This window comes from Caballeronia sp. GAFFF1, assembly GCF_023630705.1.
Lineage (GTDB): Bacteria > Pseudomonadota > Gammaproteobacteria > Burkholderiales > Burkholderiaceae > Caballeronia.
The window spans coordinates 1-12,351 of the sequence record NZ_JALQEM010000012.1 but is presented as its reverse complement, the minus strand read 5'-3'; the positions used below and the strand labels follow the sequence as shown (position 1 = coordinate 12,351).

Annotated in this window: 14 protein-coding genes; 6 read left to right on the top strand and 8 right to left on the bottom strand. The window is 63.6% G+C overall.

Going from position 1 to position 12,351, the window contains the following annotated elements:
* Positions 1 to 3: 3 nt before the first annotated feature.
* Positions 4 to 966, bottom strand: coding sequence for a LysR family transcriptional regulator (locus NCR37_RS05030; RefSeq protein WP_250472045.1), 963 nt, complete (start codon positions 964 to 966; stop codon positions 4 to 6).
* A 166-nt stretch (positions 967 to 1,132) separates the two neighbouring features.
* Between NCR37_RS05030 and NCR37_RS05025 the strand changes: the two genes are divergently transcribed.
* The 4 genes from NCR37_RS05025 (at position 1,133) to hemP (ending at position 3,450) form a co-directional block, all read left to right on the top strand.
* Entirely contained in the window at positions 1,133 to 1,999 is an 867-nt protein-coding gene (locus tag NCR37_RS05025) for a pirin family protein (protein WP_250472044.1), read from the top strand.
* 150 nt (positions 2,000 to 2,149) lie between these two features.
* Positions 2,150 to 2,557: an OsmC family protein gene (locus NCR37_RS05020; protein ID WP_250472043.1), complete on the top strand. Its 408-nt coding sequence runs from the start codon at positions 2,150 to 2,152 to the stop codon at positions 2,555 to 2,557.
* A 33-nt stretch (positions 2,558 to 2,590) separates the two neighbouring features.
* The gene (locus NCR37_RS05015) at positions 2,591 to 3,079 is read left to right on the top strand and encodes an SRPBCC family protein (RefSeq protein ID WP_244848375.1); all 489 of its coding nucleotides are present in this window, start codon (positions 2,591 to 2,593) and stop codon (positions 3,077 to 3,079) included.
* Between the two features lie 125 nt (positions 3,080 to 3,204).
* Positions 3,205 to 3,450, top strand: coding sequence for a hemin uptake protein HemP (gene hemP / locus NCR37_RS05010; protein WP_250472042.1), 246 nt, complete (start codon positions 3,205 to 3,207; stop codon positions 3,448 to 3,450).
* Positions 3,451 to 3,681: 231 nt separating this feature from the next.
* Here the strand turns inward: hemP and NCR37_RS05005 are convergent, their stop codons facing one another.
* The 6 genes from NCR37_RS05005 to uvrB all read right to left on the bottom strand — a co-directional run bounded on the left by NCR37_RS05005 (position 3,682) and on the right by uvrB (position 9,797).
* A complete protein-coding gene (locus NCR37_RS05005) occupies positions 3,682 to 4,095 on the bottom strand; it encodes a GlcG/HbpS family heme-binding protein (protein WP_250472041.1) in 414 nt (137 codons plus the stop codon).
* Between the two features lie 24 nt (positions 4,096 to 4,119).
* Entirely contained in the window at positions 4,120 to 5,472 is a 1,353-nt protein-coding gene (locus NCR37_RS05000; protein ID WP_250472234.1) for a 4Fe-4S binding protein, read from the bottom strand.
* Between the two features lie 71 nt (positions 5,473 to 5,543).
* The gene (locus NCR37_RS04995) at positions 5,544 to 6,395 is read right to left on the bottom strand and encodes an FTR1 family iron permease (RefSeq protein WP_250472040.1); all 852 of its coding nucleotides are present in this window, start codon (positions 6,393 to 6,395) and stop codon (positions 5,544 to 5,546) included.
* 72 nt (positions 6,396 to 6,467) lie between these two features.
* The gene (locus tag NCR37_RS04990) at positions 6,468 to 6,797 is read right to left on the bottom strand and encodes a cupredoxin domain-containing protein (RefSeq protein WP_250472039.1); all 330 of its coding nucleotides are present in this window, start codon (positions 6,795 to 6,797) and stop codon (positions 6,468 to 6,470) included.
* Between the two features lie 77 nt (positions 6,798 to 6,874).
* A complete protein-coding gene (locus tag NCR37_RS04985) occupies positions 6,875 to 7,420 on the bottom strand; it encodes an iron transporter (RefSeq protein ID WP_502800046.1) in 546 nt (181 codons plus the stop codon).
* Positions 7,421 to 7,700: 280 nt separating this feature from the next.
* Complete coding sequence (uvrB, locus tag NCR37_RS04980) at positions 7,701 to 9,797, bottom strand: excinuclease ABC subunit UvrB (RefSeq protein ID WP_250472037.1); 2,097 nt, start codon at positions 9,795 to 9,797, stop codon at positions 7,701 to 7,703.
* Between the two features lie 374 nt (positions 9,798 to 10,171).
* Between uvrB and NCR37_RS04975 the strand changes: the two genes are divergently transcribed.
* On the top strand, positions 10,172 to 11,371 hold the full coding sequence (locus NCR37_RS04975; protein ID WP_250472036.1) for an amino acid aminotransferase: 1,200 nt from the start codon (positions 10,172 to 10,174) through the stop codon (positions 11,369 to 11,371).
* Between the two features lie 101 nt (positions 11,372 to 11,472).
* On the opposite strand, the gene NCR37_RS04970 is transcribed toward NCR37_RS04975, so the two are convergent.
* Positions 11,473 to 11,691: a hypothetical protein gene (locus tag NCR37_RS04970; RefSeq protein ID WP_250472035.1), complete on the bottom strand. Its 219-nt coding sequence runs from the start codon at positions 11,689 to 11,691 to the stop codon at positions 11,473 to 11,475.
* Between the two features lie 259 nt (positions 11,692 to 11,950).
* Between NCR37_RS04970 and NCR37_RS04965 the strand changes: the two genes are divergently transcribed.
* On the top strand, positions 11,951 to 12,351 hold a 401-nt coding region (locus NCR37_RS04965), incomplete at its 3' end, for a hypothetical protein (protein WP_250472034.1).

Sequence of the window (12,351 nt, the reverse complement as noted above, 5' to 3'; positions counted from 1 at the left end):
ATGCTAAACCGTTTCCTGCTCGGCTGGCTCGATCACCGGGCACTCGCCCGGAAAGCGCTTGCCATCGTCGATGCATTCGACGAGAAAATCGACGAACGCGCGAATGGCCGGAACCATGCCCTGCCGCGACAGGAACACGGCGTAAAGCTGCGGCGTCGGAAACGTCCAGCCGGGCATCACGGGCGAGAGTTGCCCGCTTCGGAGCGGCGCGCCGTACATCATCTCGGGCAACGCTGCGATGCCGACGCCGCGCATTACGGCTTCGCGAATCATCGAAAGGTCGGCCGTCACGAGCCGTGGTTCGTGCTCGAATTCGTGACGCGTGCCGTCGGGCGCGATGAGGCGATACACGTGCCGCCCGTCCGCCGATGGCATGTCGAGCGTGTCGTACTGCGCGAGGTCCGCGACGCTCATCGGCGGCGCGTTGGGCTTGAGCAGCGAGGGCGCGGCAACGAGCATCTGCTGCGTGCGCCACAGCGGCCGCGCGACGACGTTCGAGCTCGCGGGCGGCTCGGAGCGCACGCGCAGCGCGACGTCGATGGCGTCCTCGAACAGATCCACGACGCGGTTCGTCACGCGCAACACGACGCGCACTTCCGGGTAGCGATGCATGAAGTCGGGCATGACGGCCGCAAGGAACGTCTGCGCGATGGTCACGGGCACGCTCACGCGCACGGTGCCGCGCGGCGAATTGCGCAGGCTCTGCACGACATTGACGGCGGCCTGCGCCTCGGCGAGCATCGCCTGGCAATGCTGGTAGAAGAGTTGTCCTGCTTCGGTTAGCGCGAGCTTGCGCGTGGAACGCTGCAAGAGCCGTACTCCGAGCGACGCCTCTAGTTCCGACACGCGCCGCGACAGCCGCGACTTCGAAATGCCCAGCACGCGCTCGGCTGCGGAAAAGCCGCCGTGTTCGACTACGTGCGAGAAGTACATCAGATCGTTGAGATCGTGCGAGTCGGATGTCATGGCGTGTGCGGCTTTGGCTGTTGTCGCCGGCGCGAGGCCGGTTTGTTTATCGCAGCAGGACAATCCATTGCGCTGCGGCGTCTTTTACCCACAAATACGGCTCATATAATAGCTTCGTGTTTCACATTTATCGCTATTCCCCTAATGGCGAAGCGAGGCAAACATCATGAGCCGCACTATTTCGAGCATCATTCCTGCCATGCGCACCGTCGAAGGCGGCGGATTCGTCGTGCATCGCCCGTTTCCGACGCGCCTTCTGATGGACTTCGATCCGTTCCTGCTGCTCGACGAGATGGGCCCGGTCGACTACGCGCCGGGCGAGGCGAAAGGCGCGCCGGATCACCCGCATCGCGGCTTCGAAACGGTGACGTACATGCTCGAAGGCGAGTTCGGCCACAAGGATTCGGCCGGGCATTCCGGCACGCTGCGTCCGGGCGACGTGCAATGGATGACCGCCGGCGCGGGCGTCGTGCATAGCGAAATGCCGGGCGAAGCGTTCGCGCAGCGCGGCGGCCGCGTGCACGGGCTGCAACTGTGGGTGAACCTGCCCAAGCGCGACAAGATGGTCGCGCCGCATTATCAGGAGATCCCGTCCGAGCGCATACCTGTGGCGACGAGCGAGGACGGCAAGGTGCGCGTGAAGGTGATCGCGGGCGAAGCGCTCGGCGTGAAGGCCGCGATTGAAACGCGCACGCCCATCCTTTATCAGCACTTCTCGCTGCAACCGGGCGCGACTATCGAGCATCGCGTGCCGCGCGATTTCCGCGTCTTCGCGTACAGCCTGTCGGGCACCGCGTTGTACGGTCCGCAGCGCCAGCCGGTGCGCGCGCAGCAGATGATCATCTTCCGCGACGACGCCGATACGATCACGCTCGCCGCAGGAGACGAGCCCGCTGAAGTGCTGCTGTTCGGCGGCGTGCCGCTGAAGGAGCCGGTCGTGCGCTATGGCCCGTTCGTGATGAACACGGAAGACGAGATTCGTCAGGCCGTGATCGACTTTCAGGCGGGCCGCATGGGCGCGATCACGCACTGAGCGGGCGTATCGTAGTGTTGAAATAATGCGCGACGGCGCGGCAAGAACGGGTACATTGCGTCACAATGACCGTTCGGCCGGCGCCGTTTTTTTCGCGCTCGTCTGTCGTCACGCTGTCCGTTCGTCATTGATACATCCGAGGAAACGCGCATGTCCGCTCCCGTCGTGACCGCCACCATCGGCAGCGCCGATTACGAAACCCGCCTCGAAGACGGCACGCATACGTGGTTCGCCGACGAGCCGGCCAGTCTCGGCGGTGCCGATTCGGCGCCGCAGCCTTCGTCGCTCCTCTTGTCGAGCCTCGGCGCATGCACGTCCATCACGCTGCGCATGTACGCGAAGCGCAAGGGTTGGCCGCTCACGTCACTGCGCGTCGAACTGTCGATGAACACCTCGGCGGACGGCACCGTGATCGACCGCCGCATCTCGCTGGACGGCCCGCTCGACCAAACGCAACGGGAACGTCTCTTGCAAATTGCCAATGCCTGCCCGATGCACAAGGTTCTCGTCGGTGCCGTTCGCATCGACTCGGGGCTCATTCCCGCCGAACCGGTGTGACTGGGCGTCACGAACGTCCAAGGAAACGTCGTCTTGAATTTCGAACACCTGATCCAGATTAACGATCCGACGAACCCGCTCGTCGACTCACTGACGCGCGAGCAGCTGTGGGAAGGCCTCGTGCTGCGCGCGGAACAGCCGCAGCTTTTCGTGCTGGGCCTCGATAGCTGCGCGATCCTCTTCCGCGAAGGCGATGTGATGGAGCGCGAGCTGCACTATGGTCAGGCCGTGGTGCGAGACCGCGTGACGCTCGATCCGCATAACAGCGTGCGCTACGACATCCTGCCGACTGCCGAACACGTCGGCGGCTCGCTCACGATGGCTATCGAGCAGCCCGACGCCATGCAGCTTTTCCTGCGCTTTACCTACAGCACGACGCTGCCCGAGAGCGAGAACTCCACGCCCGACGAGCGGCAGACGCAGGAAATCGTGAAATCGGCGTATCGCGAGTCGGATATCGACACCGTGCGGCTCATTCGTCAGTACGCGCACGGGCGCACGGGCGAAAGTCCGCTGCATTGACGCATGATGGATGAAGCGCGGCTATCGAACGCCGCGTTCCCATCGAAAAGCCTTAGTTGCAAATAGGAATGGTTATCATTTACTATCGATCCATCGAATCAACGACGGCACCTACAACCGACAACATGACCGACACGCTGCGATCCTCCACGCTCAGGCTGCGCCGCCCGCTTGCTCGCGACGCGGCGATCACCCGCCCGAAGACTGCGGCAGAAACGACGGAGCGCGTCTCGGCCAACGATGCCAACGGCGAACGGTCGCTGCGCAGCGACGCGCTGTTGCAAGGCCGCAGTCATGTCGCCATCGTGCATAACGGGGAAACGTATCAATTGCGCGCCACGCGTCTGGGCAAGCTCATCCTGACGAAGTAGCGCGAAAGAACAGCAGGACGTACCGGGTATTGTGGGGACCACCTCGCCAAGAGGTGTTTGGCCTTAGCCAGCAAGGACGACTTGCACGCGAGAATTTAGACCCCTTCGTGCAAACACCAGCCAGTCGTCGATAGCCAGCGAAGCCGTTTTTTTTGCCGCTCCAACGCTTCAAACAAACGGCGCGCTCTCTTGCGAGAGCGCGCCGTTTTTCTATCTGCGATGGCCGTCGATTCAGACGTTCTCGATTCCCAGCGCCGCGATACCCGCGCGCGCGACCTGCGCATCCTGATCCGACTTCACGCCCGAGACGCCGACCGCTCCGACGATATCCGTGCCGACGAAAATCGGCACGCCGCCTTCGAGCATGGCCGTCATCGGCGCGGAGAGGAACGCGGTACGCCCCTGCTTGATGGTGTCTTCGTAGACCTTCGTCTCGCGGCGGCCGAGCACGGCCGTGCGCGCCTTGCCCGTCGCCATTTCCACCGTGCTCGCGCCCGCTCCTTCGAGCCGGTGCAGATGCAGCAGATGCCCGCCGTCATCGACGATGGCGATGGTCACGTTCCAGTTGTGATGCTTCGCGTGCGCTTCGGCGGCGGCGGCCATGGCTAACACGTCATCGTCGGTCAGTGCGGGTTTCGTTCTCACTTGGCGCGCCCTCGCGTGCTGGCGTTATCGGGAAAAGCCCCAGAACATCAGGTACCAGGCGCTGTCCACCACGGCCAGCGCCGCGATCAACCATATCATCGAAAGGAGCCGGGGGCCAGGCGTCGACGCATAGCGCCCGCTCACGCGCCACGCGAGCCACGCGCTCCACACATTCGCGATGGCCAGGAGCGCGAGCCGCAAGTCCGCGACCCACCACAACGGCACGTGCTCGGCGCGCAGAAGCGAAACCGTGGTCGCCGAAAGACCGAGGAACACGCCGACGCCCGCAATCGGAATCAGCGCGAGCGTCAGATGATGCACGCGCATCGCGTTCAGCTTCCCGAGCATGCGCGCGCCCATTGCGATGAGCGCGAGCAGCGCCGTGCCATAGACGAGCGCCGTCGCAAGGATGTAGCCGACGACCATCGTGCCGTCGAGCCACGAGAAGACGTCGTTCTGATCCGGATAGTGCGTGAACAGGAACCACGGCGCGTTGGTGTCGAGCGGCCAGAGGATGTTGTGATCGATCAGCCAGCCCGCGAAAAACTGCTTCAGATCGACGAACCACGTGCTCACCGTCCAGTGGAACGCGCCGATGGCAATGCCGAGCAGGCCGTAGAGAATCAGCGCCGTGTCCCACGGATTCGCCGCCTTGTCGCCGAGCTTCACGACTTCCTCGGCGGGCGAGCGCCACGTCAGCGCGATCGCATCGCGATGGCCGCTGCAACGCCCGCACATATGGCAGTCCGCGGCGCCCTTCATGTTTCGCAGCGGCACGAGCGGCGCGCAGTTGATCGGAATGACGCGATGGCCGTGTTCGCCCTGCTTGTACGAGCGGCGCCACGCGTCTTCGCTGACCTTGTAGTGGAACGGCGCAAGACGCGCGAGCAGCGAGAACACGCCGTTGACCGGGCACAGATACTTGCACCACACGCGCTTTTCCCGGCCGTACAGCAAGCCGATGATGATCGCCGCGACCGTCGAGCCGCCGAGCACGAGCAGCACGGCCTTCGGATATTGATAGACGCTGACCATCTGGCCGTAGATGGTCGTGAGTCCGAACGCCACGAACGGCCAGCCGCCCCAGCGCATCCAGTGCGGAATCGCGCGCCCGCGGCCGAAGCGGCTCGCGAATTCGGTAAGCGCGCCTTCCGGACACAGCACGCCGCACCACACGCGGCCAAGCATGACCATCGACAGCAGCACGAACGGCCACCAGATGCCCCAGAACACGAACTGCGCCGCGAGCGTCAGGTTGTTCCAGAGATGCGCGGAGCCGTCGGGCAGCGGCAGCACGGCCGGAACGATGATCAGAAACGCATACACGGCAACGACGACCCACTGAATTCCGCGGATCACGCTGCCGTGCCGTTGCATCCAGTGGCCGGCTTGCTGGAGCCGGCTCTGGGCCTGCGTATCGGGCTGCACGCTTTGTTGCATCGAGGAGCTCATGCCGGGCGTCCGGCCGCCTTCTGTTTTTGCGCCATCTGGCTATTCGAGCGGCGTAACAGGAGATAGATGACGATCCAGTACACCGCATACGCGACGATGTTCATGCCCGCCGGATGCGCGCGATACCCCGTGAGCGTCGCGACGAGCGAGCCGAAGGTGCTGGAGTCGTCGAGAATCGCAGACGTGTTCCACATCTGATTGACGATGACGGGCAGCACTTCCATGTCGATCAGCTTGTCGACGCCTGTCTCGAACAGACCCGCGGCGAGGAACAGCAGCATGATTTCGGTGACGCGGAAGAATGCGCGCCACGAGAACACCTTGCCGCCGAGCTGAAGCACGTAGAAGGTCAGGAGCGCGAGTCCAAATCCGATGATGATGGCTGCGTACTGCGAAGCCGCGACGTGCCCGGATTGCCCGAAGCCGACGCCGTACAGGAACACGGCGGTTTCGCTGCCTTCACGCGCGATGGCGAGCGCCACGAGCAGCGCGATGCCCCACCAGTGGCCGTCCTGCGTGGTCTTTTGCAGCGACGTTTCCATGTCGCGCTTGAGCGTGCGTCCGTGGCGCTTCATCCACAGCACCATTTGCACGATCAGCACGCACGCGACGAGCACCATCGCTGTCTGAAAGTAGTCTTGAGCATTGCCGGACAGCACTTCGGTGAAGCCGATCAACGCTGCCCCGAGACCGACCGCCGCGAGCAATCCCGCCACGACGCCGAACCACAGATAAGGCAGGCCCCGACGCGCCTGATGATCGCCGTTCTTGAGCCACGCGTACAGAATGCCGACGACGAGAAGCGCCTCGACGCTTTCCCGCCACACGATGAAAAGTACCTGCCCCATATCGAAACTCCCTGCCCGTTCTGCTTTATCGGCCGCGCGATGCCTATCGTGAAGCGCCGCGCGGCTCAATCATCACTTTGCGACGATCACGCCTTGCGCCGTCTGATGAAAATCGTCGAAGAACTTGTACTCGCCCGGATCGAGAGGCGCGATTACCACGAACGAATCCGCGCCCGGCGCCAGCACTTTCTCTTTACGCAGCTGCACGCTTTCGAACTCGGCCGCGCCCTTGCCCACGTTATGCACTTCGATCTTGATGCGCTGTCCCGCCGGCACCTCGATGCGCGCCGGGTTGAGCTTGCCGTCGTTCATTTCCAGCTTGAACGTCGGCAGATCGGCCGCGCTCGCCGTGCCGACCATCACGGACAGCGCGAGCGCGACTGCCTGAATTTTCGAGTTCATTCTTTCTTCCCGAAGATGCACGCGCCCGCTTCACCGAAACGCCAGGCGCGCAAATCGAGCGAACTGCTTGAAACTGCTTAGTAGCCGCCCTTCTTGCCGATGCCCGCGAACGGGAAGTCGTACTCCACCGTGAACGGCTTGAACCACGCGCCGACGCCCGTTTCCTTGTCGGTGTGACGGCCGAACGCCATGTGGCCGGTCTCCGACGGCGGCGCGATATGCAGCTTCAGGTGATACTTGCCCGGCCCGAACAGCTTCACGTTGTCGCCGTAGTGCGGGCCGTCGCTCGCCACCATCGGCATCAGGTCGCCCTTGATCGTCTGCGTCGTGCCGACCTTGCTCAGTTCGTACGTGACGTTGAGGTACGGCATCCAGTCGCCTTCCGCGAAACCGGTCGGATTGTTCTTGACCGCGTGGATGTCGGCTTCCAGATGGATGTCCGAATCCGACGCCTTGCGCATCATGCCTTCCGGCGCCATCGTGATCGGCTGGAGATAGACGGCCCCCGTTTCCATGCCGCCTTCGATGTGCTGCTTGCCGATCGGATATTCGGCAGCCGAGGCCGCCATCATCGCCGTGAGACCAGCGGCGGCGACGAGGCCGCGCGTCAACGTTGAAACCATCAAACACACTCCTTTCTTGTTATCGGTCGGCGCGTGCGGCGTTGCTTCGCGCGGCCTTGCCACGAGACGGCTGCATCTCTGTTTTCCGTGACCCGGACGGGTGGCGGCGTAACGTTAATGCGAACCATTCTCAATGTTTGTCAGTTTAGCATCGTTTGATGCGGCGAACAATTTGACGGAGTGAATGAGACTAACGCTGGTAAGGCTTTTCGGCTGTCGGCCGGCTTTCACGGACGGTGCCGAAAGGCGGCGAATTCCAGTTCGCCGCCTTCCCGGTCGCTCATTTGCCGTCGATTCCGCTTACGTGATCGCCCACGTTCGCGCCGAACACGCGCTGGCGCAGGAGCGCCAATTGGTCGCGGGTCTGCGCCGCCTTCTCGAATTCGAGGTTCTTGGCGTGATCCATCATCTGCTTTTCGAGGCGCTTGATTTCCTTCGCGATCTGCTTCTCGCTCATGTCCTCGAACTTGGCGCGCGCCTGCGCTTCCTTCAGCTCGGCGCGCGCTTCGTCCGCGCTGTAGACGCCGTCGATGATGTCCTTGATGCGCTTTTCCACGCCGCGCGGCGTGATGCCCATCGCCTGGTTATGCGCGATCTGCTTCGCGCGCCGCCGCTCGGTTTCGTCGATGGCGCGCTTCATCGAGTCGGTCATGTTGTCGGCATAGAGAATCGCCTTGCCGTTCACGTTGCGCGCCGCGCGGCCGATGGTCTGGATCAGCGAACGCTCGGCGCGCAGGAAGCCTTCCTTGTCGGCGTCGAGAATCGCGACGAGCGACACTTCGGGGATATCGAGCCCCTCGCGCAGCAAGTTGATGCCGACGAGCACGTCGAAGGTGCCGAGCCGAAGATCGCGGATGATCTCGACGCGTTCCACCGTATCGATGTCGCTATGCAGATAGCGCACCTTCACGCCGTGATCCGAGAGGAATTCGGTCAGCTGTTCCGCCATGCGCTTGGTCAGCACGGTGACGAGCACGCGCTCCCCTGCGGCCACGCGCGCGTTGATTTCCGAGAGCACGTCGTCAACCTGCGAGCGCGCGGGCCGCACTTCGATTTCCGGATCGACGAGGCCGGTGGGGCGCACGAGCTGCTCGGCGACTTGCCCTGCCTTCTTCTGCTCGTAGTCGGCGGGCGTCGCGGAAACGAAAATCGCCTGACGCATCTTGCGCTCGAACTCGTTGAACTTGAGCGGCCGGTTATCGAGCGCGGACGGCATGCGAAAGCCGTAATCGACGAGGTTCTCCTTGCGTGCGCGGTCGCCGTTGTACATGCCGTTCAACTGGCCGATCAGCACGTGCGATTCGTCCAGCAGCATCAGCGCGTCGGGCGGCAAGTAATCGACGAGCGTCGGCGGCGGCTCGCCGGGCGCGGCGCCCGAGAAGTGCCGCGAGTAGTTCTCGATGCCCTTGCAGAATCCGAGCTCCTGAAGCATTTCCAGATCGAAACGCGTGCGCTGTTCGAGTCGCTGCGCCTCGACGAGCTTGCCCTCGCGGTGAAAAAACTCCAGCCGGTCGCGCAGTTCTTCCTTGATCGTCTCGATGGCGCGCATCACGGTGTCGCGCGGCGTCACGTAATGCGACGACGGATACACGGTGAAGCGCGGAATCTTGTTGCGCACGCGGCCGGTGAGCGGATCGAAGAGCTGCATCGCCTCGATCTCGTCGTCGAAAAGCTCGACGCGCACCGCCATTTCGGCATGTTCCGCGGGAAAGATGTCGATGGTGTCGCCGCGCACGCGGAACGTGCCGCGCTGAAAGTCCGCTTCGTTGCGGTTGTACTGCATCGCGATCAGCCGCGCGATGATGTCCCGCTGGCCGAGCTTGTCGCCCGTGCGCAGCGTCAGAATCATCCTGTGATATTCAGACGGATTACCGATACCGTAGATCGCCGACACCGTCGCGACGATCACCACGTCGCGCCGCTCCAGCAGGCTCTTGGTGGCCGAGAGCCGCATCTGCTCGATGTGCTCGTTGATCGACGAATCTTTCTCGATGAAAAGATCGCGCTGCGGCACGTACGCTTCCGGCTGGTAGTAGTCGTAGTACGAGACGAAGTACTCCACCGCGTTGCGCGGGAAGAACTCGCGGAACTCCGCATACAACTGCGCGGCGAGCGTCTTGTTCGGCGCGAAGACGATGGCCGGCCGGCCGAGCCGCGCGATGACATTGGCCATCGTGAAGGTCTTGCCCGAGCCCGTGACGCCGAGCAGCGTCTGGAACGAGAGGCCGTCCTCGACGCCTTCGACGAGCGTCGCAATCGCGGCGGGCTGGTCGCCGGCGGGCGGATACGGTTGATAGAGCTGAAACGGCGAGCCGTCGAAGGTGACGAACTTCGACTCGTCCAGTGCGTCGGGCGCTTCGATGAGGGTATCGGACATGGGAAACGGAGTCTTCGCCGGGACAAACACCTATTCTAGCGGCTGCCGCAAAACTGGCGCTGCGCCCGGACGAGTGCGAAAAGGCGTCGGAATGACGCGCATGAAAAGGCACATTGGGCTCGTCCGGGCGAACTCAAGCGCTTTCTCCGCGCTCGTCGGGCGCCTTGCGACTGAACCGGTAAAAAGCACGCGCGTTCTCGCCACTGCGCGCCGAAAAGATGCGACGGATTGGATACAATGTGCGACTGGACTGAACGGCACGTGAGCGTTCTTTGAACCGCGCACCGCCGTCGACGTCCACGCGCCGCATTCGTCACCGCGCGACCGCCGTCCGCATTTGCCGCAGCCTGTCCTTTCCACACTGCCGATAGATCATGTCCCTTTTTTCTGCCGTCGAACTCGCCCCCCGCGACCCGATTCTGGGCCTCAACGAAGCCTTCAACGCCGATCCGCGCCCGACCAAAGTCAATCTCGGCGTCGGCGTGTACACGAATGAAGAAGGCAAGATTCCGCTGCTGCGCGCCGTGCGCGAGGCGGAAAAAGCTCGCATCGAGGCTGCGCTGCCGCGTGGTTATTTGCCGATCGACGGCATCGCCGCGTATGACGCCGCCGTGCAATCGCTGTTGCTCGGCAAGGACTCGCCGCTGATCGCAGACGGCCGCGTCGTCACGGCGCAGGCGCTCGGCGGCACGGGCGCGCTGAAGATCGGCGCGGACTTCCTGAAACGCATGAACCCGAATGCGATCGTCGCGATCAGCGATCCGAGCTGGGAAAACCATCGCGCGCTGTTCGAAGGCGCGGGCTTCGAGGTCGTCAACTATCCGTACTACGACGCCGCGACGCACGGCGTGAACTTCGAAGGCATGCTGGCCGCGCTCAACGGCTATGCGGCGGGCACGATGGTCGTGCTGCACGCGTGCTGCCATAACCCCACGGGCGTCGATCTGACCGACGCGCAGTGGGCGCAGGTCGTGGAAGTGGTGAAGGCGCGCAATCTGGTACCGTTCCTCGACATTGCCTATCAGGGTTTCGGCGAAAGCATCGAGGCGGATGCCGCCGCCGTGCGCCTCTTCGCCGCGGCCGGACTGAACGTCTTCGTGTCGTCGTCGTTCTCGAAGTCGTTCTCGCTGTACGGCGAGCGCGTCGGCGCGTTGAGCATCATCACCGCGAGCAAGGAAGAATCGGCGCGCGTGCTGTCGCAACTGAAGCGCGTGATCCGCACCAACTATTCGAACCCGCCGACGCACGGCGGCTCGATCGTCGCGGCCGTGCTGGCATCGCCCGAACTGCGCGCGACGTGGGAGCAGGAACTCGGCGAGATGCGCGAGCGCATTCGCGCGATGCGCAACGGCCTCGTGCAACGTCTGAAGGCGGCGGGCGTGGACCGTGACTTTTCGTTCGTCGACAAGCAGCGCGGCATGTTCTCCTACTCCGGGCTGACCGCCGCTCAGGTCGACCGCCTGCGCGAAGAGTTCGGCATCTATGCAGTGAGCACGGGCCGCATCTGCGTGGCCGCGCTGAACACGCGCAATCTGGATGTCGTCGCCAACGCGGTGGCCAGCGTGCTGAAGTAAGCGGCGTTATCGCGCGATCGCTAGAAACACAGATGGCGTCTTTCGCATGAAAGACGCCATTTTTTGTGCGCCGCGTGGACGGTCAGAGCAGTCAGATGCGGTCAGAGCGCGCGCGAGGCCGGGCCGACAGCGGGCGCTGCTTCGTCCGATTCGACGAGACCGTAGGAAATGGCGCGGGCCAACTCCGCGCTCACGCTCGCGACGCCCGGCTGCTTGTGACGGACGGCGGCGGACTCGCGCTCCTGCGCGTGCATGCAAACGGTCAGCGCGGCGAGTACCAACACCGCGAGAGGCCAGTAGGTCGATATTCTCTTTCTCATGGGACTACCTTCATTGGATGCCGGAGCGGGCAGATCGCCCACTTATCGACGCTACGAATAGTACGGAATCGTCCATCTCTTAAAAAGCCGGCTATGAGCGAAAGTCCGTTGCGCAAAGGACAACAAGCAAGGCGCCGGCCTGACGCTCCGGTGTGCGAAAAAGTGCAACGGCCGTCATAAAACCTTACAAAGTTCTTAGGGACATTGGCGTCGCGCTGATGTCTCATGAAACATGCTTGCAACGAAACACTCAACGGTCATGAAAGTCGCTGGATTGCTTGTTTTCTCGTCTGCGCTGTTGCTCGGCGGCTGCGCAGCCTATCCCGATGGTCCTACGTACGGTGGCTATCCCGCCCCGTACGGCGAGCCCGGTTACGATGCCTACGGATACGGCGGCCCGGTGGTGCAGCCCGGCGTCGTGGTCCAGGGCGGCTATTACGGCGGCGGCGGCTATTACCCCGGCCCCGGACGCTACTGGGACGACGGCCCCGGCTGGCGCCACGCCCCTCCGCGCGGATGGAATGACGGCGGCCACCACCGCGGCGGTCCGCCGCCGGGTCACGAGGGCCAGGCCGGCGGTCCGCCCCAGCACGGCGGCGGTGGCAATCCCCAGGCGGGCGGCGCACCGCATGGCGGGGGCGGCGCGCCGCTGCCGCAGGC

Coding starts and splice junctions, on each gene's coding strand:
- NCR37_RS05030 (WP_250472045.1), bottom strand. CDS start 966: ATGACATCCGACTCGCACGATCTCAACGATCTGATGTACTTCTCGCAC.
- NCR37_RS05025 (WP_250472044.1), top strand. CDS start 1,133: ATGAGCCGCACTATTTCGAGCATCATTCCTGCCATGCGCACCGTCGAA.
- NCR37_RS05020 (WP_250472043.1), top strand. CDS start 2,150: ATGTCCGCTCCCGTCGTGACCGCCACCATCGGCAGCGCCGATTACGAA.
- hemP (WP_250472042.1), top strand. CDS start 3,205: ATGACCGACACGCTGCGATCCTCCACGCTCAGGCTGCGCCGCCCGCTT.
- NCR37_RS05000 (WP_250472234.1), bottom strand. CDS start 5,472: ATGCAACGGCACGGCAGCGTGATCCGCGGAATTCAGTGGGTCGTCGTT.
- NCR37_RS04995 (WP_250472040.1), bottom strand. CDS start 6,395: ATGGGGCAGGTACTTTTCATCGTGTGGCGGGAAAGCGTCGAGGCGCTT.
- NCR37_RS04990 (WP_250472039.1), bottom strand. CDS start 6,797: ATGAACTCGAAAATTCAGGCAGTCGCGCTCGCGCTGTCCGTGATGGTC.
- NCR37_RS04985 (WP_502800046.1), bottom strand. CDS start 7,420: ATGGTTTCAACGTTGACGCGCGGCCTCGTCGCCGCCGCTGGTCTCACG.
- uvrB (WP_250472037.1), bottom strand. CDS start 9,797: ATGTCCGATACCCTCATCGAAGCGCCCGACGCACTGGACGAGTCGAAG.
- NCR37_RS04975 (WP_250472036.1), top strand. CDS start 10,172: ATGTCCCTTTTTTCTGCCGTCGAACTCGCCCCCCGCGACCCGATTCTG.
- NCR37_RS04970 (WP_250472035.1), bottom strand. CDS start 11,691: ATGAGAAAGAGAATATCGACCTACTGGCCTCTCGCGGTGTTGGTACTC.